The organism is Amycolatopsis sp. DSM 110486, assembly GCF_019468465.1.
Lineage (GTDB): Bacteria > Actinomycetota > Actinomycetes > Mycobacteriales > Pseudonocardiaceae > Amycolatopsis.
The window spans coordinates 1-21,387 of record NZ_CP080519.1; the positions used below are offsets into that span (position 1 = coordinate 1).

19 protein-coding genes and 1 pseudogene are annotated in these 21,387 nt (G+C 71.1%); 6 read left to right on the forward strand and 14 right to left on the reverse strand.

The annotated features are described in order from the left end of the window. From K1T34_RS00005 to K1T34_RS00015, 3 genes are all read right to left on the reverse strand, one after another. Positions 1-408: hypothetical protein (locus K1T34_RS00005; RefSeq protein WP_220242254.1), on the reverse strand; the 408-nt coding region annotated here is incomplete at its 3' end. Positions 409-491: 83 nt separating this feature from the next. After that, positions 492-767, reverse strand: coding sequence for a hypothetical protein (locus K1T34_RS00010; RefSeq protein WP_220242255.1), 276 nt, complete (start codon positions 765-767; stop codon positions 492-494). After that, positions 764-1,093: a helix-turn-helix transcriptional regulator gene (locus K1T34_RS00015; protein ID WP_220242256.1), complete on the reverse strand. Its 330-nt coding sequence runs from the start codon at positions 1,091-1,093 to the stop codon at positions 764-766. Before K1T34_RS00015 ends, K1T34_RS00010 begins: the two co-directional genes overlap by 4 nt. A 175-nt stretch (positions 1,094-1,268) precedes the next feature. Between K1T34_RS00015 and K1T34_RS00020 the strand changes: the two genes are divergently transcribed. Then, entirely contained in the window at positions 1,269-1,673 is a 405-nt protein-coding gene (locus K1T34_RS00020; RefSeq protein WP_220242257.1) for a helix-turn-helix domain-containing protein, read from the forward strand. A gap of 797 nt (positions 1,674-2,470) precedes the next feature. On the opposite strand, the gene K1T34_RS00025 is transcribed toward K1T34_RS00020, so the two are convergent. Next, positions 2,471-4,003, reverse strand: coding sequence for a recombinase family protein (locus tag K1T34_RS00025; RefSeq protein ID WP_255638868.1), 1,533 nt, complete (start codon positions 4,001-4,003; stop codon positions 2,471-2,473). 39 nt (positions 4,004-4,042) lie between these two features. Between K1T34_RS00025 and K1T34_RS00030 the strand changes: the two are divergent. The 3 genes and pseudogenes from K1T34_RS00030 to K1T34_RS00040 form a co-directional block, all read left to right on the forward strand. Beyond that, positions 4,043-4,357, forward strand: a pseudogene (locus tag K1T34_RS00030) (DNA glycosylase); the annotation flags it as partial. Positions 4,358-4,908: 551 nt separating this feature from the next. After that, positions 4,909-5,475, forward strand: coding sequence for a GNAT family N-acetyltransferase (locus K1T34_RS00035; RefSeq protein ID WP_220242259.1), 567 nt, complete (start codon positions 4,909-4,911; stop codon positions 5,473-5,475). A gap of 94 nt (positions 5,476-5,569) precedes the next feature. Further along, positions 5,570-6,601: a quinone-dependent dihydroorotate dehydrogenase gene (locus tag K1T34_RS00040; RefSeq protein ID WP_220242260.1), complete on the forward strand. Its 1,032-nt coding sequence runs from the start codon at positions 5,570-5,572 to the stop codon at positions 6,599-6,601. Here the strand turns inward: K1T34_RS00040 and atzF are convergent. The 9 genes from atzF to K1T34_RS00085 form a co-directional block, all read right to left on the reverse strand. Continuing rightward, on the reverse strand, positions 6,570-8,315 hold the full coding sequence (atzF, locus tag K1T34_RS00045; RefSeq protein ID WP_220242261.1) for an allophanate hydrolase: 1,746 nt from the start codon (positions 8,313-8,315) through the stop codon (positions 6,570-6,572). The genes K1T34_RS00040 and atzF overlap by 32 nt on opposite strands. 347 nt (positions 8,316-8,662) lie before the next feature. After that, positions 8,663-9,646, reverse strand: a complete 984-nt coding sequence (locus tag K1T34_RS00050) for a hypothetical protein (RefSeq protein ID WP_220242262.1) — start codon at positions 9,644-9,646, stop codon at positions 8,663-8,665. Between the two features lie 35 nt (positions 9,647-9,681). Further along, positions 9,682-10,527, reverse strand: coding sequence for a PspA/IM30 family protein (locus tag K1T34_RS00055; RefSeq protein WP_220242263.1), 846 nt, complete (start codon positions 10,525-10,527; stop codon positions 9,682-9,684). 239 nt (positions 10,528-10,766) lie between these two features. Continuing rightward, the gene (locus K1T34_RS00060; protein WP_220242264.1) at positions 10,767-11,237 is read right to left on the reverse strand and encodes a helix-turn-helix domain-containing protein; all 471 of its coding nucleotides are present in this window, start codon (positions 11,235-11,237) and stop codon (positions 10,767-10,769) included. 99 nt (positions 11,238-11,336) lie between these two features. Next, positions 11,337-11,813, reverse strand: coding sequence for a CinA family protein (locus K1T34_RS00065; RefSeq protein WP_220242265.1), 477 nt, complete (start codon positions 11,811-11,813; stop codon positions 11,337-11,339). After that, positions 11,813-12,523: a CDP-diacylglycerol--glycerol-3-phosphate 3-phosphatidyltransferase gene (gene pgsA / locus K1T34_RS00070; RefSeq protein WP_370643596.1), complete on the reverse strand. Its 711-nt coding sequence runs from the start codon at positions 12,521-12,523 to the stop codon at positions 11,813-11,815. The genes K1T34_RS00065 and pgsA overlap by 1 nt, the downstream gene beginning before the upstream one ends. Further along, the gene (gene rimO / locus K1T34_RS00075) at positions 12,520-13,968 is read right to left on the reverse strand and encodes a 30S ribosomal protein S12 methylthiotransferase RimO (protein ID WP_220242266.1); all 1,449 of its coding nucleotides are present in this window, start codon (positions 13,966-13,968) and stop codon (positions 12,520-12,522) included. Before rimO ends, pgsA begins: the two co-directional genes overlap by 4 nt. Positions 13,969-14,086: 118 nt before the next feature. Further along, positions 14,087-16,741, reverse strand: a complete 2,655-nt coding sequence (locus tag K1T34_RS00080) for an AAA family ATPase (protein ID WP_220242267.1) — start codon at positions 16,739-16,741, stop codon at positions 14,087-14,089. A gap of 620 nt (positions 16,742-17,361) precedes the next feature. Beyond that, entirely contained in the window at positions 17,362-19,410 is a 2,049-nt protein-coding gene (locus K1T34_RS00085) for an acyltransferase family protein (RefSeq protein WP_220242268.1), read from the reverse strand. A gap of 167 nt (positions 19,411-19,577) precedes the next feature. Between K1T34_RS00085 and K1T34_RS00090 the strand changes: the two genes are divergently transcribed. Beyond that, entirely contained in the window at positions 19,578-20,102 is a 525-nt protein-coding gene (locus K1T34_RS00090; RefSeq protein WP_220242269.1) for an amino-acid N-acetyltransferase, read from the forward strand. A gap of 184 nt (positions 20,103-20,286) precedes the next feature. Then, positions 20,287-20,913, forward strand: a complete 627-nt coding sequence (locus tag K1T34_RS00095; RefSeq protein ID WP_220242270.1) for a nitroreductase family protein — start codon at positions 20,287-20,289, stop codon at positions 20,911-20,913. Here the strand turns inward: K1T34_RS00095 and K1T34_RS00100 are convergent, their stop codons facing one another. Further along, a complete protein-coding gene (locus tag K1T34_RS00100) occupies positions 20,914-21,357 on the reverse strand; it encodes a hypothetical protein (protein ID WP_220242271.1) in 444 nt (147 codons plus the stop codon). It abuts the gene before it with no gap. Positions 21,358-21,387 lie beyond the last annotated feature (30 nt).

Sequence of the window (21,387 nt, forward strand, 5' to 3'; positions counted from 1 at the left end):
CTCGTCGTCGCGCTCGACGGTGGGCGCCTGGACGGTCGCCTCTCCGGCGTCGTCGGCCGGGAGGATTGGTGTCTCAGCCTCTACCGCGGGCAGCACCACTTGCACGACGTAGGAGTGGCGGGCGCACGACACGTCCACGCGCGTGCCGCCGACCACTCCCTTCGGCCACGCGATCCCGAAGAGGTCCACACCGTCGCGGTCTGCGGCGACGGTGCCGAGGTGGTCGTACCCGCGGGCCGCCCGGCGCAGCACGGTCACGCGCACCTTGTCGGTGTCCGCGAGGTTGTCCGCGATGAGCTGCGGGAGGCGCATCTCCCCGTACTGCACGTGGACTGCGGCGAGCCGCGCCACGGCGGACACGTGGGAGTCGGTGACCTCCAACGCGTCGGTATCCTTCGTTTCGATCATGAGAGCCCTTTCTCTCGTGGTTAGCCCGCTCCGGAGCCCTGCACGGCGACGGGGCGGGCGTCTTGTTGTTGCGGCTGGTCAGGTCAGGCGGCGCGGCGTTCCTCCGCCTGCGGCGCGGCCTGCGCGCAGCGGGCGTCGAGCACGGCGGCGAGCTGGCCGATTGGTGCGGCTTCGGCCCGGGTCAGGGGCGGCAGGCTCGCGGCGAGCGCAGCGGCCCACTGGTTGAGCGCCACGTCGCGGTCGTCGCGGGCCGGGTCAGCCGGCGGCACCTCGGTCGGCTCGGTGCGCGGAGGCGCCGGGCGCGCAGGTACCGGCCGGGTGCCGTCGTTCCTGCTCCGTCGTGGCGGGCGGCTGCTCATGCCGCGACCCCATCGGCGACACGCTTCGGTGCCTTCTTGGTCGGCTCGCGTGTCGGCGGCTTGGTGGGCGGCTTCGGCTGCGGATGGGGCCGGTCCGGGACCGTGCCCGCCCCCGTCGGCATGAAGTCCGCCACGGTCACGCGGGTCTTGAGCAGGCGAGAGAACTCCCGGGCGATCAGCTCGGCCAGCTCCGGTGAGGGGTTCCGGTTGCCGTTCTCGCAGTTGGTCAGGTGCGAGGGGCTGCACTGGACCAGCTCCGAGAAGGCGCCGACCTTGAGCCCGGTCGCCTGCCTCAAGCTCCTGAGGCGATCGTTCGGAATCTGCATGAATGCAGACTACGCGAGACACGCGAGCTGTCAAGGCGAGATGCGCGAGTTACGCAAGCTTGACCTCTGAATCCACTTGAATTACCTTGAATGCATGCGCGAATTGAGCGAGCTGCGGGTAAGGCGAAGACGGCAGCGGGTAGCGCCGTGTCGTACAGTGCGCCATTCTCGACCCGTGACTACGCAGGACACGCGGATTAGGCAAGGGCTCGGCGCGGAGATCGCACGCGCTCGGGTCAGCGCCGGCATGCCGACACAGCAGGCACTCGCTGAGGCGGCAAAGCTCGGATTACGAACCGTGGTCGCCGTCGAGAATGGCGAAAAAGTTTCAGCTCGCACCATGCGCAAAATCGAAGTAGCCATCGGCTTGCCCGTCGGCGCTGCCGATGATTACTTGGCGGGGAAGGTCACCGAGTTTCCGAAGGTTCGGACGCTGCGAGCGGTGTCGGCGCCGGCGGGGCCAGATCTGCGCGACGAGGTCGAACGGAAGCTGTGGGCGATCACCGACCTGTCCGAAGACGAGCGGTGGGCGTACATCTACCAGCACCGCGCGCGCCAGGAGCAGCGCTACGGGGAATAGCACACGCGTTTGAGTTTTCCAATACCGGCATTCGAGTGGTGACCGAAGACGCAAATACCGCCAAGCGGGTGAAGTTGAATTGGCAAACGGCTCACGAGGTTTACTCCGCGATTACCGAGGTGCAACTTGCATTAGTGATTTTTCTAATTGTTGCGTCCGTCGCCAGTGTCTTCGCAAGTGCAGTCTCTGTATATGCCCTATGGCGCGTGCGACGCGTGAAACGCTGGGTCAACGGACACCTGAGGGCACAAGCCATCCTCGACGAACCACACCCACCCGACGACGGAAGACGCCGGCACCTGCGGATCGTGGCCGTGTTCGGCGCGATCGCCGGCGCCCTCCCCTGGCTCATCCGCCAGGCACAGAGCCACCCCGTCGCCGCCACCGCCGTCTCGCTCACGGCAGCAACAGTGACGACCGCGTCCGTGCTCGTCCTGGCGCCCGCCACACCGCCGTCGCCGCCTGGTGCGTCTCCAGCGGGCCCTCAGCCAACGATGCCCCGCGCCCCCGCACCCACTACCTCCCCGACCGTGCCCGCGCCTGTGCCCGTGCCGAGTCCGACAACCACTGCGCCCCGCGTCACGAGAACGTCCACCGCCCCCGCCCCGCCGCCCACATCTCCCTCTCCGCTGGACGTCGGCGCGATCGCCAGCAGTGTTTCGACCCTGCCGTTGGGATCCGTGAGCCCGACCGGCCGAGTGAGCGCGACAGCGGCGGCACCGTTCACCTCGGCCTCGGCCTCGGTCACGGCTTCGGCCGCGCCGAACTGCGAGGTTCGGGTCGACGTCCGGGGCGTTCTACACGCCTGCGCTCCTGTCGACCGCTGAGTCCGGGGTGACGATGCTGATGCGGTTGGGGTCGAACACCCTCGGCGCGGACGGGTCGAGCGAGCTGACGACGAGCCACCGGCCGCGCAGCGCGCGGGCCAACAGCGCGCGACGCTCGGGCACAGTCGCGGCCTTCAACCGGGCACGCCACTCCTCGAGGGACTCGGCCGCCAGCTTCGGGGGCAGCTTCACCTCCGCGCTCTCCCCCAGCTCCACCAGCTGAGCACGCAACCGAGCGATCTTCTTGTCCAGAGGCGCCACGGCGGCGTCGTAGCGGGCCAAGCTCATTTCCTCGCGGCCGAGTCGTGCCGAGAGCTCGTTCGCCAGCTGCTCGGCGCGCGCCAGCTCGTCATGCACCAGCTGGCGCGCGTCGGCGGCCGCCTTGGTCGACGCCTCGATCGCAGCGGCGTGACGTGGGTCGGAGAGGATGACCGCGATCAGCTCAAGCACGTGGCCATCGAGCGCACGCTGATCGACGCTGATGCGGCCACAGCCCCCGGCATGGGCGCGTGGTTGGCACCAGTACTGCCGCCGCACCGTGCCGTCCGGGTATGGCGCCATGTTCTTCCGCGGACGGCCCGTGAGGGTGTGCTTGCACACTCCGCAGTGGACGATCCCCGAACACAGGTAGGCCTCCGACGTCGGCCGGCCGCGGCGGCGCGACGAGTACAGCGAATGCAGGTCTTCCCACGTCCCCACATCGAAGATCGGCTCGACGTCGACGAGCCGCTTCAACTCGCCGGGAACGTTCGGGTCCTCGCTGGGTTCGCGAAGCACTTCGTTTTGGTACACAGCGATTCCCGCGTTGCGTGGCCGCAACAGCAGTTGCCGAAGCGCTGTGCGCGTGAACGGCTTCCCGTTGACCGAGCGCAGCCCGGACCGGTTCCACTCGATCACGATGGCGTCTTGCGACTGGAACGCGAGCACACGCTTGGCGGCGTCAGCGAGCGCGTCGGCTTCGGATTTACGGAGCGTCTTGTTGTCCTCGTTCCACCCGAACGCTCTTTGGCTGTTGTTGGTCTCGCCCTTCAACGCCTTCAGCCGCTTGCCGCGCTTGGTCTTCGTCGAGGTGCGGTCGCTCTCGTAGGCAGCAGTGTTGAGCTGGTCCCGAAACGCCTTCTTCCCGCTCGGCGTGGTCAGGTCGTACTCGCCTTCCGAGTCGAGCACGAGCAGCCCGCGCTCGGCGGCGGAGATCAGCCGCTCGCCCTCGATCGGCCGGCGCGAGAACCGCGCCAGGTCGAACACGATCACGCCATCGCTGGCGCCGGTTTCCAGGCGCTGCATGAGTTCGTCCCAGTCGGGTCGCTTCACGCGTGGGTTCCACGCGCTCCGGCCGCGGTCGGCGTCGAGCACCTTGCCGACCTTCGCGCCGATGTCCACGAGACGGGCCTTGCAGTCGGCCACCTGCCCCTCAACCGAACGCTGCCGCTCGTCGCCGAGCCGACTCACCCTGGCGTAGACGTCGAGCACCAGGCCGTCACGCACCCGTTTCCTTGCCACCATGTACCCTCCCGTTCTAGGGTAACTTATAGCAGGTTTACCGGCGTCGGCAACCTGTACAAAGTCGAGATCTGCCACCTGCTCAAGGTGTCACCGTGGACGCCGGTGTCCGAAGTGGACACCAGGAAGGTCGTGGCGCTGGCCCGGAAGCTGCTGCTGGCCAACGCGTGGCGCCACGAGCAGGTGACCACCGGCGACCTCGGCCGCGGCCGGCGCAATTGGGTCTACGAGCGCACGCGCCAGGGCTGTTTCCGCTGCGGCGGCCGGGTCGAGGTCCACGACCAGGGCGAAGGCGTCCACCGGCGGCCCACGTGGTTCTGCCCGCGCTGCCAGCCCGGTCCGCGCCCGGTGGACTGAACCGACGGACCGGACAAGGCCGCGAAACCGACCGCGGCGGCCGGCGCTTGTCCACCGGCCCCTGCCCGCCGGCCGCTGTTCGCGGCTGGCGAACGGATTCGGACATCCCAGGCAGGCAACCGTGAGTTCGCCCAAATGATGTTGCCGGGCACCGGCATTCGCGGTTAGCGTGGTCTTACACGAGAGAGGAGGTGGTCCTAAGTTGTATTCTCACAGGACTCGTGAGGTGGCTGTCCGCTAGCGGATGGCACGCGTAGGGACTTTGAGCAGCGATACAACCTGAGCCACCTTCGGCTCATCGCCTGCTTCGCGTGTTTGCCTGATAGCGAATACCAGGCAGTCACCGGGCTCCCGGGGCTTTCGAGCACCGGTCCGGCTTGGACTCGGACGTTTGACGGCGTCCGAGAGGCACCCCGGGAGCACCCCTTCATATACGAGATCTCGCCGCCGGGCCCCGCTGGGCGACCGTCCGGCGATTGATCCCCGTTCTTCGCCGATCGATCGGCACGGGCGCATACCCCGAACGGCCGCATGTGGCTAGCCTGAACGGCATGCTCAGGCCCGACTACCCGATCGCGACGGAACGGTTGCTCCTGCGCCCGTTCAAGCTCGAGGACCTCGACGCGCTGAACTCCTTCCAGTCCCGGGCCGACGTCGCCCGCTACCTCTACTGGGGACCGCGCAGCCGGGCCGAATCCGCCGCCGCCCTCGCGAAGCGCGTGCACAGCTCCTCGCTGACCCAGGAGGGCCAGTTCCTCGCCGTCGCGGTCGAACTCGCCGAGACCGGCCAGCTGATCGGCGACCTGAACCTCGAGTACCTCAGCTCCGAGCACCGCCAGGGCGAGATCGGGTTCGTCTTCCACCCCGACCACCACGGCCGCGGCCTCGCGCTGGAGGCCACGAAAGAGCTGCTGCGCCTCGGGTTCGAGGACCTGGGCCTGCACCGCGTCGTGGGGCGTTGCGACGGCCGCAACAGCGCGTCGAGCGCCCTGATGGAACGCCTCGGGATGCGCAAGGAAGCGCACCTGAAGGAGAACGAGATCGTCAAGGGCGACTGGACCGACGAACTGGTCTACGCCATGCTCGAAGACGAGTGGAAGGAAGGCGCCACCGGCTGACCGGTGTCGTGGCCGGCGGGTCCGACGGCGACCGGCGCCACAGGCGGGCCGGGTTCCAGGCGCCGCTCCGGAGCCGATGAGGCAGCATGGGCGCGTGCTCTTCGAGAAGATCGGACGCCCCGGGCTGTACCGGCTGGCCTACCACGATCCCGAGCTGGTGCACGAGCGCACCGTGCGGCTGCTGAGCCGTGTGGGGCCCGCGCTCGGGCCGCTCGGGCGCGTCTACGGCACCGACGACCCGGTGACCGTGCTGGGGCTGCGGTTCCCGAACCGCGTGGGGCTGGCCGCGGGCATGGACAAGAACGGGCGCGCGCTCACGGCGTGGCCGGCGCTGGGGTTCGGGTTCGTCGAGGTCGGCACCGTCACTCGGCACGCGCAGCCGGGAAACCCGAAGCCGCGGCTGTTCAGCCTCCCCGAGAGCGACGCCGTGATCAACCGGATGGGCTTCAACAACGACGGCGCCGAAGCCCTGGCCCGCCGGCTCGCCGCGCAGGGCAAGCCCCGCGTGCCGCTGGGGATCAGCATCGGCAAGTCCAAGGTGACCCCGCTCGACGAGGCCGTGGCCGACTACCGCTTCTCGCTGCGCGTGCTGCACCCCTACGCCGACTACTTCGCGATCAACGTCAGCTCGCCCAACACCCCGGGGCTGCGCGCGTTGCAGGACAAGGCCGCGCTGGGCGAGCTGCTCGCCGAGCTGCGCAAGACGTCCGCCGAGCTGGGCGGGGACACGCCGCTGCTGGTGAAGGTCGCGCCGGACCTCACGGACGAGGCGCTCGCGGAGCTGCTCGAGGTGTGCCTCGGCCACGGCGTCGCGGGGCTCATCGCCACCAACACCACGCTCTCGCGCGACGGCGTCGCCCCGGCCGAAGCGCACCTCGCCACCGAAGCCGGCGGCCTGTCCGGCCGCCCGCTCACGGCGCGCTCGCTCGAAGTCGTCCGCTTCGTCCACGGGCGCACCGAAGGCAAGCTGCCGATCATCGGCGTCGGCGGCATCCTCGGCCCCGACGACGCGAGCCGGCTGCTCGACGCCGGCGCCAGCCTCGTGCAGCTCTACACCGGCTTCGCACTTCACGGACCGGCGCTGGTGCGCCGCGTCAGCCGGGGGATCGCAGGCCGGCCGTGCTGACGAACCGCAGGTAGCCGCGCCACGATTCGTACCGGTCGAGGTTCGGCGCGCCACCTGTGGCGGCCGGTGGGCACAGCACCGCGAGCGGCGTACTGCCGTCCTCCAGCTCCACGTGCCCGAGCACGAACGGCTCCGGCAGCGCCGCCGCGAACTGGCCGAAGCCCGCCGGCGAAAGCCGCCAGAGTTCGCCGTCGAGCGCGCCGCTGCCGGGGATCACGCCGGGCTGCGGCGGTTCGGTGTCGAGCAGCACCATGCGGTACCGCTCGGCGGTCTGGACCGGCGTCACGAACCGCGCGCCCCGCAGTTCGCCGTGCAGCGGCTGGCCGCGCAGGTGGGCGCCGAACACGACCAGGTCGACCCCTTCTGCCGGGTACGGCTCGCTCGCCTGCTCCCCGGTGAGCACCGCGGCGAGGTCGAGCGCGATCTGGTCCTCGAACGCCCGCACAGCGATCGTGACGCCGAACGGTCGCTGGTCCCCCGGCGCGACCGGCACGGTCACGGCGGCGAGGTCGAGGACGTTCACGAACGCGCTGTACGTCCCCAGCCGCGCGCTCACGCCGAGCGGATCTGCCAGTGCCTCGCGGAGGTCCGGGTGGTCGGGCACGGTGGGCAGCAGCAGCGCGTCGCACTCGCCGAGCGCATCGCGGGCCGCCGCGCGCAACCGGGCGACCTGGCCGTGGGCGTCGGCGAGCTCGTGGGCGAGGTGGGTGCCCGCCGCGGCGACGAGTCCGGCGACCGTCGGATCGACGCCTTCCGGTTTCCCGGCCAGCACGTCTCCGGCCGACGCGAAGCGCTCGGCCACCAGCGCGCTGCCGGAGAGCAGCTCTCCGGCTTCGAAGAACACGCCGAGATCGATCGGCTCGATCACCGCGCCGGACGCCTCCAGCGACGCCACGGCCACGCCGAAAGCGCGCCTCGCCGGTCCGGACAACGCGGCGAGCCCGGCGACGTCGGGGATCGCGACCCGCGGCCGCTCCCCCGCGCCGAGGCGGACGTCGGCGGGCCACTCGCGCACGGACGCGTCCTGGCCGTCCGGGCCGGTCAGCGCGGCGAGCGCGCGCTGGCCGAGCTTGAGGGTGCTCGCGAACACCGAAACGCAGTCGAACGACGGCGACGCCGGGAAAACCCCGGTCCTCGGCACGAGCCCGAGGGTCGGTTTGAGGCCGACGACGGCGTTCAGCGCCGCGGGAACCCGGCCGGAGCCGGCGGTGTCAGTACCGAGCGCGAGGTCGGCGATTCCGAGCGCGACGGCCACGGCAGAACCGCTGCTGGACCCACCCGCGACCTTCTGGGGGTCGCCGGCCGAAGCCACCGCGCCGTACGGGCTGCGCGTGCCGGCCAGCCCGGAGGCGAATTGATCGAGGTTCGTCTTGCCCAGCACCACGGCACCCGCGCCGGTGAGCCGCGTGACCGCCGTGGCGCTGGTCACGGGCACCCGAGAAAAACCCGGGCACCCCGCGGTGGTGGGCAGCCCGGCGACGTCGATGAGGTCCGTGACCGCGACGACGGTCCCGGCCAGCGGGAGGTCCTCCCCGGCGCGGACGCGCTCGTCGACGGCCTTCGCGTCGACCAGCACCTCTTCCAGCGTGCGGAGGCTGATCCACAGCTCGGGGCGGTCGACTTGCGCGAGGCGTTCGAACGCGGCCACCACCCTCTGGTGCGAGCCGGGCGGGGGGACGGGCACGGGTTCCGGTTCGGGCGGGAGCGTGGTCACGGAGGGTCCTTTCCTCGACGGAACGGATGAGTCCACTGTGTACGACCGGCGCCGCGGAACCTCAGGCCACGGCGCTGATCCTGGCGGGTGCCACCACTGACTTCATGAGAAAAACGTTAAACCGCACGCGTTTCCGTAACCAGCTGTTTCGGATTACGCCATTGTTTCGGTATTCGGGGACACTCACCCACCGTCGGCGCGGGGTGACGAGGACTAGGCCGACCGGAAACCCAAACTGCGCCATCCGGCTCGTTCCGGTGCCGCACACAGCACTCGGTCACCGCACAGGAATCCGTACACGCGGGAAAAATCACCCGCGGAAAATCCGCCGAACCGCGTGGCGGCCCCTAGGACAGGTCCCGCAACGCCAACGCGAGCCCCGCGAGGTGGTCGGTCGCGTCGGTCAACGCCTGCTTGGACGTGCCCATGCCGTCGCTGCTGGCCGCGACCGCGCGTCCCGCCGCCGCGACCAGGCTGCCGAAGCCTTCGATGCCGTCGTCCAGCTGCTCGCGCAGCTTCGCCACGGCCGCATCCAGCGCGCCGCGCTCACGTTCGGGGGCGGAGTTGCGGCCGCGTTCGATGGCCTGGATGCGGGCGGCCAGACCACGCAGGGCGCGGGCCGCTTCCTGGGCCGTGGCACGGGCGTCGGCCACGGAGACCTCGGGGACGGCCGTGGTGCCCAGCGAGGTGGGCACGGACAGCTGCCGCAGCAGCTCGCCGAGGGAGGCTTCGGACTCCGCCAGCCGTTCCATCGGTTCGCGGGCGGCCGAGGCGGCCGGGGGCAGCGGCGGCGGGGCCGCGCTGCTCGCCGCGGGGAGTTCGAGTTTCTTCAGCTGGCGGAGCTTCAGGCCGGTCCGCACGCTGAACGTGCCGAACACGACCGTGCCGAAGCCCGCGAGCACGGTCTGGGCCACGTCGGTGCCGCCGGCGCCCATCAGGCCGGTGCCGGCGAGCACGGTCAGGACGCCGAGCAGGATCGTGATGAGCAGCCACAACGTGAGCACCCTGGAGGTGCGGGTGATGCGCCGCTGGTGCTTGGCCGCGGGTTCGTTCCACCGCTGCCACTTCGCGCGCGCCTCGGCGACGGCCGGGACCTGGCCGGCCACCTGCGCGAACGCGGTGGGCACGGCGGTCCGGCGCACCACGGGCGGCGCGGGACGTTTCGGCGAGGACGGCCTCGCGGCGGGCTTCCCGCCGGCCTCATCGGCCGGCGGGAAGTACCGCTGCAGCTTCTCCTGGGCACGCTGGGCGTACTCCGGCAGCTTCTCGATGTGCTTCTCGAGCTTGGCGTTGAACTCGTTGAAGTCCCGCCGTCTGCCGCTGCCGGCCATGCCCCACCCCCGGGAGTCGTCCTCGAGCCCGGCGATCAGGCCGGGTTCTTGCCCTGCTCGGCCTGCACGCGGGCCTGGACCTCACGCTGGATGTCCGCGCTGGCGGCTGTGCCGGCCGACTTCGCGGCGCCGCCACCGTCGGTGACCTGCGCGACCGAGTCACCACGCATCGACGCGCGGATCTGCTCCAGGCGCGAGTGGCCCGCCATCTGCGTGGCGGACTCCTGCACCTCGAGCATGCGGCCCTGCACCGAGTTCTGCGCCAGCTCAGCCGAGCCCAGCGCGGTGGTGTAGCGCTTCTCGATCTTGTCGCGAACCTCTTCCAGCGACGGCGTGTTGCCCGGCGCGGCCAGCTGGCTCATCTGGTTCAGCGACGCGGAGACCTGCTCCTGCATCTTCGCCTGCTCCAGCTGCGAGAGCAGCTTGGTGCGCTCGGCCAGCTTCTGCTGCAGCATCGTGGCGTTGCGCTCCACGGCCTTCTTGGCCTGGCCCGCGGCCTGCAGCGACTGGTCGTGCAGCGTCTTGAGGTCCTCGATGCTCTGCTCGGCCGTGACGAGCTGCGCGGCGAAGCTCTCCGCCGCCGTCTCGAAATCGGTCGCCTTCTGCTCGTCGCCCTTGCCGCGGGCCTCGTCGGCGAGCACCAGGGCCTGCCGGGTCGACGCCTGCAGCTTCTCGACCTCGCCGAGCTGCCGGTTGAGCTTCATCTCCAGCTGACGCTGGTTGCCGATCACGGAGGCGGCCTGCTGCGTCAGCGCCTGGTGGTTGCGCTGTGCCTCCTCGATGGCCTGCTGGATCTGCACCTTCGGGTCGGCGTGCTCGTCGATTTTCGACGAGAACGACGCCATGAGGTACTTCCAGAACTTCACGAACGGGTTGGCCATCTCCTCCGCCTGCCTTCTTGCGTCCCACGGGCCCTGTGTGTCTCGAGGTGGGGCGTCGCTCCCCTAGTTCACAACGTCCCGACCCCGGCGTTGGGTTCCATCGTGTCAGGTCAGCCCCTGCCGTTCCAGGCGACCCCGGGGGAATTCAGGGACGACCCTGATCGATTCTGTGGATACGCGTACGGCCCCGGGGTCACAACCCGGGGCCGTACGCGTACGAAGCGTTTCTCTGCGCGTTCCTAAGCGGCGATCGTGGACGCGAGCTTCGGCGCGCCGATCGTGGTCCGCAGCTGGGTGTTCATCCGCGGCGCGGGCGAAAGCCGCAGGTCGGAGAGGTCGTCGCCGACCAGCTCGGAGACCAGGCGGCCGCCTTCGAACCCGCTCGCGGACGCGGTGGCTTCCCGCTCCGCCGGCACGGTCTCCCTCGCGGCACCGTCGACCACGCGCTCGTCGACCGGGGCCACCTCCACCGACTCGAGGGCCGTCACGTCTGCCGCGACCTTGTGGAGCAACTCGCCGAGCGGAAGGTCCAGGGCGTCGCAGATGGAAGCCAGCAGCTCGCTGGAGGCCTCCTTCTGACCACGCTCGACCTCGGACAGGTAGCCGAGGCTCACCCTGGCGGCGCGGGAGATGTCACGCAGCGTCCGACGCTGGTTGGTGCGGGCATGACGGAGCCGATCACCGATCGCCTCACGCAACAGCACGGTCATCACGCGCCTCCTTCCCGAACTGGTGCCTCCTACGTTACCCAGAGCGGTGCCCCGAGCGCAGGACTTGACACGTGCGTCCGCCAAGGGCGAACGCCCCATTCAGTGTAGATGTTCCCCGAGCAGGGAAAACGCCGAACGCACCGACGCGGTCCTGATCATGTCCCGGTCACCGGTCTCCACCAGGGTACGGACGATCCGGGTCGACGGCCCGCTGAGACCGATGTGCACGGTGCCCGGAGGCACCCCGTCCTGGGCGGTCGGGCCCGCGACGCCGGTCAGCCCCAGGCCCCACGTGGCGCCGCACCGCTCGCGAGCGCCGTCGGCCAGCTGCGCCGCCACCTCGGGGTGCACTGCGCCGTGCTCGGCCAGCAACTTCTCGTCGACGCCCGCCAGCGCGACTTTCAGCTCCGTGGCGTAGACGACGAGCCCGCCGCGCAGCACCACGCTCGCGCCCGGGATGCGGGCGACAGTGGCGCACACCAGCCCGGCGGTCAGCGACTCGGCCGTGGCCACGGTCTCCCCGCGCCGGGTCAGGGCGGCCACCAGCTGCGCGGCCGCCTCGTCGAGCTCCGCCATCAAGCGCCCGTCGCCCGGCGGCCCGCCGCGCGCAGGCGGATCGCGCGGATCAGGTAGTCGACGCCGGTGACCACGGTCAGCAGAACAGCGAGCCCCATCAGCACCCAGCGCACCGGGTCCGCGCCGGCCGGCAGCGGCAGCAGGTAGACGACGATCGCCAGGATCTGCGTCATCGTCTTGGCCTTGCCGCCGCGGCTCGCCGGAATCACACCGTGACGAATCACCCAGAAGCGCAGAAGTGTGACGCCTATCTCCCTGACCGCGATCACGATCGTGACCCACCACGGCAGCTCGCCGAGCACGCTGAGCCCGACGAGGGCGGCGCCGATGAGCGCCTTGTCCGCGATGGGGTCGGCGATCTTGCCGAAGTCGGTGATCAGGCCGTACTTGCGGGCGACCCACCCGTCGACCTGGTCGGTGGCCGAGGCGATGACGAACAAGCCCGTGGCGATCGCGCGCCACGTGGTGTCCACGCCGTCGCCGGCGAAGAGCGCGAGGACGAACAGCGGCACCAGCATCAGCCGCGAGAGCGTGAGCAGGTTCGCGACGTTCAGCGTCGGGACGGGCGTCGGTTCGGGTACGGCAGGCTCGGGCATGCGGGCGGCCCCCGTTTCAGCAGGCACCTCGTGGGTCTGGGGGGCCGCTCCCTGGGACGACGCCTGCGCGGCGCGGGTCATGCCCTCGCCGGCGTCGCTGGGTGCGGCACTCACCGGTCCGCGTCCGGCACCGGGCGGACGATCAGGTCGACCCCGGCGGAGTCGACGACCTCGCAGCGCACCAGATCGCCCACCTCGACGGCGGCACGGTCCGGGTCTTCGAGGATCACGCACTCACCGTCGACCTCGGGCGCCTGGTGGGCGGCACGGCCGACGGCGTCTTCGCCGTCCTCGGCCTCCTGCTCCACCAGCACGTCCACGAACGTGCCGATGCGATCCTCGGCCCGCTGGGCGGTGAGCTCTTCGACCAGCGCCGAGATCCGGGTGACGCGCTCGGTGACCACGGCGGGGTCGAGCTTGCCGTCGAAGGTCTCGGCCTCCGTGCCGTCCTCGTCGGAGTAGCCGAACACACCGACGGCGTCGAGGCGCGCGCCGGTGAGGAAGCGTTCGAGTTCCGCGAGGTCGTCCTCGGTCTCGCCGGGGAAGCCGACGATCACGTTGGTGCGGATCCCGGCCTCCGGCGCGTACTCGCGAATCTGCTCGGTGAGCGCGAGGAACGAGTCGGTGGACCCGAACCGGCGCATCCGGCGCAGCACCTGCTCGCTCGAGTGCTGGAAGGACAGGTCGAAGTAGTCGGCGACGCCCGGCGTGGTCGCGATGGCCTTCACCAGCTGCGGGCGCGTCTCGGCCGGCTGCAGGTAGGACACGCGCACGCGGTCGATGCCCTCGACCTCGGCCAGGCGCGGCAGCAGCAGCTCGAGGGCGCGCGTGCCGTCCCGGCCGAAGTCCTTGCCGTAGGAGGTGGAGTTCTCGCTGACGAGGAACAGCTCCTTCACGCCGTTCTCGGCGAGCCACTGCGCCTCGGCGACGATCTCCTCCGGCTGGCGCGAGACGAACGAGCCGCGGAACGACGGGATGGCGCAGAACGAGCAGCGCCGGTCGCAGCCCGACGCGATCTTCAGCGCGGCCACGGGCGAATCGTCGAGCCGGGTGCGCAGCACGCGCGGGCCCCAGCCGTGCTGGGCGTGCCCGGGGACCTCCACGGCCTCCGCGGCCGCGGGCCGCTGCACCGGGCTGATCGGCAGCAGCTTGCGCCGGTCCGACGGCGTGTGCGACGCGACCGTGCGGCCGGCCACGACGTCGTCGAGGCGGTCGGACAGCTCGGCGTAGTGGTCGAACCCGAGCACGGCGTCGGCCTCGGGCAGGCTTTCGGCCAGCTCCGTGCCGTAGCGCTCCGCCATGCACCCGACGGCCACGACCTTGCGGCCGGTGTCGGACGCGGCGAGCAGCGTGTCGACCGAGTCCTTCTTCGCCGACTCCACGAAGCCGCACGTGTTCACCACGACCACGTCGGAGTCCTCGGGGTCCGCCGCCAGCTCCCAGCCCCCGGCCGCGAGCCGTCCGGCCAGCTCCTCGGAGTCGACCTCGTTGCGGGCGCAGCCCAGGGTCACGAGGGAGACACGACGACTGCGGGCTGGCTCAGTGGTGGGAGAAGGCACGACGTTGAGGGTAGCCGCCGCACCCACGCCGGTCGGCGACGGCGTCACCCAGTGCGGTGGCCCGGCCCCGCCGGTGGGCGGGCTTTCCCGCTCCCCCACCGGCGGGGCGCGCCGAAGGTCACCCTTGCGGGGGCAGATCCGCCGGTGTCAGGAGCGTCAGTTCGGCGTCGTCGACGGACTCGAGGTCGACGTCCGGGCCGGCGAGGCGCAGCGCCTGCGCGGCGATCGCCTGCTCCAGCAAGCCGCGGGCCGAGCGGCCGTTGGCGAAGCCGCTGCCGCGGTCGATCCCGGCCATGACCGCGGGCAGCGCCGCGGTGAGGTCGGGGGCGAGCCGGTAGCCGCGCTGGGTGGTCATCGCCGTGAAGATCGCGGCCAGCTGCTCGTCGGAGTAGTCCGCGAAGTCGACGGTGCCGCCGAAGCGCGAGCGCAGGCCGGCGTTGGCGTCGAGGAAGCGGTCCATGTCGGCGGGGTAGCCGGCGGCGATGACGATCAGGTCGTCGCGGTGGTTCTCCATCTGGACCAGCAGCTCGGCGATGGCTTCCTGGCCGTAGTCGGCGTGGCCGCCGCCGTAGGTCTGCACGAGGGCGTAGGCCTCGTCGATGAACAGCACGCCGCCGAGCGCGCGTTCGCACACCTCGCGGGTCTTGGGCGCGGTCTGGCCGAGGTACTCCCCGACCAGGTCCGGCCGCGCGACCTCGACCAGGTGCCCGGACGTCAGCAGCCCCAACTCCCGGTACAGCCGCCCCATGAGCCGGGCGACGGTCGTCTTCGCCGTGCCCGGGTTGCCGGTGAAGACGAGGTGGCGGCTGCTCGCCCCGACGGGCAGGCCGGCCTTGCGCCGCCGCGCGTCCAGCCGCGCGCCGGCGACGAGCGCGCGCACGCGTTGCTTGACCGCGTCGAGGCCGATCATGCCGTCGAGCTCGGCGAGCAGGTCGTCGAGACCACGGCGTGGTCCGGCGTCGTCCGTGACCGCGACGCCGGACTCCCCGGCGCCCGGCAGATCGGCGGCGACCAAAGTGGACAGTGCCGACGCCGGGGTGTCCGGCTGCGCCGCGAGCCGGGCCGACTGCTTGCCGATCGTCGACTCCAGCACGCCGCGCGCGGAGCGGCCGTTGGCGAAGCCGCGCCCACGCGGGATGCGGCGCATGGCCTCGGGCAGTTCCGCGAGGAGGTCGTCGGAGAGCTCGTAACCCTGGCCTCGCGCGAGGACGCGGTAGATCCCGGCGAGCTCGTCGGCGGTGTAGTCGGGGAACTCGATCCGGGTGGCGAACCGCGAGCGCAGACCCGGGTTCGTCTCCAGAAAGCCGTCCATCTCCTTCGGGTAACCGGCGGCGAAGACGACGAGGTCGTCGCGGTGGTTCTCCATCTGGAGCAGGATCTCGGTGACGGCTTCGCGGCCGTAGTCGTCGTCCTTGTCCAGCGCGAGGCTGTAGGCCTCGTCGATGAAGAGCACACCGCCCGACGCGCGTTCGCACACGGCGCGAGTCTTCTTCGACGTCTCGCCGACGTACTCGCCGACCAGGTCCGGCCGCGCGACCTCGACGACGTGGCCCTTCGGCAGCGTCCCCAGCGCCTGGTAGATCTTGCCGAGCAGCCGCGCGACGGTCGTCTTGGCCGTGCCGGGGTTTCCGGTGAGCACCAGGTGTCGGCTGCGGCTGGCCACGGGCAGGCCCGCGTCACGGCGCCGGGCGTCGATCTGGGCCTCGGCGACCAGCGCGCGCACGCGCTGCTTCACCGAGTCGAGGCCGATCATCGTGTCCAGCTCGGCCAGCAGCTCCTCGATCGGCTGCCCGCTCCGCTGCTCGGCCGCGGCGACGAGCGGCGCGAGGTGCTGCTGCGTCAGGTGGATCCGGCCGTCCGCCGACGGACCGCTCGCGACGGCTTCCCGCCCGGCGGCGTCCAGCAACGCCTCGACACCGCGGGCGCCGGCGGAGAGGTTCGCCAGCTGCGCCAGCCGGTCGCGGACGTCCGGGGGCAGCACAAAGGAGCGCTCGACCGCGACGACGTCCAGCAGCGCGGCCGCGTGCGCGTGCCGGGTGAACTTCGGCAACCGGTACTGCAGCACGGCGGAAACCAGGTCCGGTGCCTCGGTGCGCAGCCGCTCGGCCACGCGCTCGGTGCCCGCGAGCACGAGCAGGCGGCAGCTGCCTTGGTCGTGCGCGTAGTCCCGCAACGCGCGCAACACACCGGCCGGATCCTTGTCCAGGAGCGTGTCGAGGTCTTCGACGAGGACCAGCGCCGGGTCGGTGCGCCGCGAGACAAACCCGCGCAGCGCGTCGCCGGCCGAGTCTTCGTCGCCCAGCACCTCGGCCGCGCCGACCGTGACGAAGTCCTCGAACCCGACGTCGGCCGCGCCGAGCTCGTCGCGCACCGACCGCCACAGCCGGCTCTGCCCCGTGTGCGGCTGGCCGACGAGCAGCACCAGCGGGTTCGGCTGCCGGTTGCCGGAAGCGTTGCGCCGTTCCCATTCCTGGTACGCGACGGTCCACTCGGCGTACGCCTGCTCGTACCGCTCCTGCTCTTTCCGGCCCCGCGCGCGGTTGCCGGCGGCGAGCAGGTCGAAGGTCATCGAGCGGGTGTTGCGGGCGAGGTCGTCGAGGAGCCCGCCCTGCTTGCCCTGGGGTCGCTCGGGTTCCGGCGGCGGCGGTTCACCCGAGCCACCCTGGCCGTGTCGCGTGCGGTCGGCCCACGAGACGACCTGCACCACGCGGCGCACGAACTCGGCCGCCGGCTCGTCGCCGGAGACGAACCCGCCGCCGCTCAGGTTTTCCACCCGGACGGGGGTTTCCGCCGGACGCGCCGGCGTCGGCGGCGCGACGGGACCGGCCGGACCGCTTTGCGGCGGCGCGGGTTGAGCGGGCACCGGCGCGGACGGGAGCGGCGGTGCCTGTGCCGGCATCGGCGGTGGCGCGGACCGACCCGGCCACGACTGTGCGGGCATCGGCCCGGACTGGGGCGGTGGCGCGGGCGGGAAACCGGTCTGGACCGGCTGAGCGGGTGGCGGTCCGGGCGGCATCGGCCGTGCGTTTTGCCCGCCCGGAGCACCAGGTCCGGCCGGCGCCGCGAACGGTCCCCGCGGACCACCTCGGCCGCCAGGTCCCGGGCCCGGCTGCCCGCCGTTCGGCGGCACCATCCGAGTCCCGGCCCGATACGCCGGATCCGGCGGCACCACCCCGAACTGCCACGCACCACCCGGTCGTGACCACTGCCACGGCTGTCCCGGCACCAGCAGCCACGAAGTGCCGTCCGGTCCGGCCAGCGTCGTCGTCCGGCCCGCCGCAGCCTCGGCCTGGGCGGCCTGGAATGCGTCCCACCCCGCGCGCGTCATCTCCCCCGCTTCCCCCTGTCGATCTCCCGGTGCCGCAGCATACGGGGATCAGGGAACCGGAGCGATCACCACTTCAGGGCGGCCTTCATCTGCTTGTCGGCGATGGGGGCCAGCGTGGTCAGGAAAGTGGCGGTGAGGTGGTTGTCGTCCATGTACACCAGCACGTTGCCGACCACCGGCGGGCAGGTGTCCTTGTCGCAGAAGTAATCCGTGAAGTCGAGGAACGACACGTTGCCCGGCACGCCGCGCGTACTCGTGTACGACGGCGCGGCCGGCTGCACGGCGTCGCGGTCGAGCACGCACACCGGGTTGGTCGGACCCTGCTGCGCGACGCAGGCGGCCATGTTGAACGCGAACCGCGGATTGTCGCGCAAGGCCACCACGGGGATGCCGGCCTTGTCCATCGCCGACCACTGGGTCACGAAGCCCGCCGGGGTCGTCTCGGTGATGCCCGCGTGGGTGTTCACGCTCGCCAGGGTGACCACGGCGTCGGGGTGCATCGCGACGATCTCGTCGGCCGCGGCCTTGTTCCAGTCCATGCAGGCCTGGTCGCCGGGCATCAGGTCGGCGTTGCTGGAGAACGGGCAGGCGCCCTTCAGCATCGACGTCACGGCCCAGCCCTCGGTCTGCACCATCGGCAGGAACGCGGCGAGGTACTGCTGCATGTGCGAGTCGCCCACGAGGACCACGCGCTTCTTCGGCGGGCCTTCGGGGTTCTGCGTGCAGACCTTGAGTTCCTCGTTGCGCGGCGACATCGTGCATTTGTCGTCGGTGATGCCCGCCCAGTCTTCGGGCAGTTTCAGCGTCGGCGGCACGATCGAGGGCTCCGCAGAACCGCGGTAGGCGAACCCGGGTGCGTGCGCGGCGGCTCCGGGGTGGTCGGCGTCCGCGAGCGAGATCGTGTAGTTGGCCTGTGCCGAGGTGTACGTGCCCCACACACCGGCCGCGATCAGCACCGGCGCCAGCGCCAGAATGCCGAACCGGTAGGCGCCCCAGCGCTTCACCGTGCCGATCTTCGACAACCGGATCGGGTTCTCGATGAAGTGGTAGGTGAGGATCGAGAGCACGAACGACGCGCCGATCACCACCGCGCCGCCGAGCAGGCCGACGGCCGCGCGGTCACGCACGACCAGGTAGAACACCAGCACCGGCCAGTGCCACAGGTACAGCGAGAAGCTCAGGTTGCCGAGGTAGCCCAGAGGCTTCGAGCTGAGCCAGCGGTCGGCGCCGAAGACGGTGTTCGTCTGGCCGGCCACGAGCACGAGCCCGGCCGAGAGCGTCGGCCACAGCGCGATCCAGCCGGGGAACACCGAGTCGACGCGCAGCACGATGCCGCACAGCACCAACCCGGCCACGCCGATCCAGCCGAGCACCACGCGCAGGCCCCGCGGCAGCGTGAAAGAGTCGAGGAACATCACCATCAGGCCGCCGAGCGCGAACTCCCACACGCGGGTGAGGCCGTGGAAGTAGGCCAGCGGCTGGTCGACGGCGGTGAGGTACACCGAGTACGCCAGCGAAGCCACGAACAGCGTGATGAGCAGAGTGTTCACGGTGTGGCGCAGCGACAGCCCGAGGCGGCGCACGAGGAAGCCGAGCGCGACGAAGACCAGCGGCCACAGCAGGTAGAACTGGCCCTGGATCGACAGCGACCAGAAGTGCTGGACCAGGCTCGCGCTGTTGTGCTGGGCGAAGTAGTCGACGGAGTCGGCGGCCAGCTGCCAGTTCTCGTAGAACAGCGCGGAGGCGAAGACCTCGCGAATGGTCTGGAACCAGCGGTCCTCGGGCAGCAGCAGCGTGGAGACGACAACCACCGCGAGCAGCACGGTCATCGCCGCCGGGAAGAGCCGCTTGATCATCCGGCCCCACATCGGCCGCAGCTCGATCTTCCCGCGCAGCAGCGCGCGGTAGAGCTGGCCGGTGATCAGGAAGCCCGACACCAGGAAGAACACGTCGACGCCGCCGGAGATCCGGTCGAGCCACACGTGGTAGACCACGACCAGCAGCGAGGCGAGGGCTCGCACGCCCTGCAGCTCGGGCCGGAAACGGCTCTGTGCCGCACTGGGCGCCGGAGGCTTACCGGGTCGTTCAGGCGCGACCACGGTGGTCCCGGACATGCACTTCCTCCCCCAGAGGCCACCTGGGGCGGCCTGATGTTCTGAGCGGCTACTGATCGATCAGGGCGTGCAATAGCTATACGTGAAGGCCGTTCCGCTCACGCATCCGGGGTACCTCGATCGAGCCGTCCGGGGCGCCGGGCGCCGCGATCGATATCTTGGACCGTGTGCCCCTTGACTCCGTCCGACCCACTGTCCGCCGCGCGCGCATAGCCGACGTCCGCAAGATCAAAGCACTGGTCGACGCCGACGCCGGCCGCGTGCTGCTCGAGAAAGACCTGGTCACGCTGTACGAGGCGATCCAGGAGTTCTGGGTGGCGGTGGACGAGGACGGCACCGGCGACGAGGACGTGCTCGGCGCCGCCGCGCTGCACGTGCTGTGGGAGGACATCGCCGAGCTGCGCACGGTCGTGGTCGACAAGGCCGCGCGCGGCCGGGGCATCGGTCACGCGTTGGTGGGCCGGCTCGTGGACGAGGCGCGCGACCTGGGCCTCAAGCGCCTGTTCGTGCTGACGTTCGAGACCGGCTTCTTCCTGCGCCACGGCTTCGTCGAGATCGACGGCACGCCCGTGTCGCACGAGGTCTACGAGGAGATGCGCCACTCGCTCGACCCGGGTGTCGCGGAGTTCCTCGACCTGCCCTACGTCAAGCCGAACACCCTGGGCAACTCGCGCATGCTGCTGGAGTTCTAGACCGGCCCCCAGCCAGGGACGAGGTGCGCCGGCGCGCGGCCTCGTCCGTCCGGAAAGCCGAAAACCTCGGGCCCTTCGCTCACGCTCGGCCGATTGCGGGCGCGCGCCGGCCTCCCCGCGGCCAAGATCGAGTGCGGCCGCCGCGGCGGCCGAGACGATCTTCGCCTCGCGACAGGGAGCCCTGATGGAGTTCGACCACGTCCTGACCACCACGCCGTCGGTGCGGCGCAAGCTGGACCTGCGGCGTCCGGTGGAGAACGAGGTGCTCGCCGAGTGCCTCGAGCTGGCCCTGCACGCGCCCACGCCCGGCAACCAGCAGTCGTGGCGCTGGCTAGTCGTGCGCGACCAGGACGTGAAGAACCGGCTGGGCGAGCTGTTCCGCCGCGTCGGACTGGCGTACCTGGAGCAGTACGCGGACGTCGCCGCCGCCGACCCGGCCATGGCCCGCTCGGTCGCCTCCGGCCGGCACCTGATCGACGTGATCGAGCAGGTCCCGGCGTTCGTGGTGCCGTGCGTCGAAGGCCGCACGACCGGCGCGAACGTGGCCGACGCGGTGCTCTACGGCGGCATCTTCCCCGCCGTGTGGAGCTTCCAGCTGGCCCTGCGCTCACGGGGCCTCGGCTCGACGCTCACCACCTACCACCTGCAGACCGAGGCCGAGGCGGCCGAGATCCTGGGCATTCCCGAGGGCTACACGCAGGCCTGCCTGCTGCCCGTGGCCTACACGACCACGACCGACTTCAAGCCCACCCCGCGCCGCCCACTGTCGGAGGTCGCCTACCTCGACCACTGGGGAAAGTCGCTCGGCTGATCAGCTCACCCGCAACGTGATCCGCTCGCCCGCGCGGCTCACGTCGACGAGCTCGACGTGAGCCGCCGCGTACGTCAGGTCGTGCGGCCCGCGCCGGCCAGTGTGCAGCTGCGCCGCGGTCTGCTCCCCGCGCCCCGGCTGGCTCAACGACACGGCCACGACCGCGTCACCGGCCCACACGCACGTGACGTTCGCCGGACACCGCGAGTCCTCGACCAGGCGCGTGTACCGCACGGTCAGGTCCTTGGTGCTCAGCTGCGCCTCCTGGCCGACCTTGAGCGTCACGTCCCGGCCGGGCTCCGCCGGCACGGTCCCCACCGCCGCGGCCGGCGGCGGCGCGCCGCCCGCACCGTCGAGCGTGTGCGCGAGCGCCACCGAACTCCCCGCGCCCACCGCGAGTACGGCGACGGTCCCGATGGCCAGAGCGAGCTTGTGCGCGTCCATGTGATCAGGACGGAAGGATCACCGGTCCTG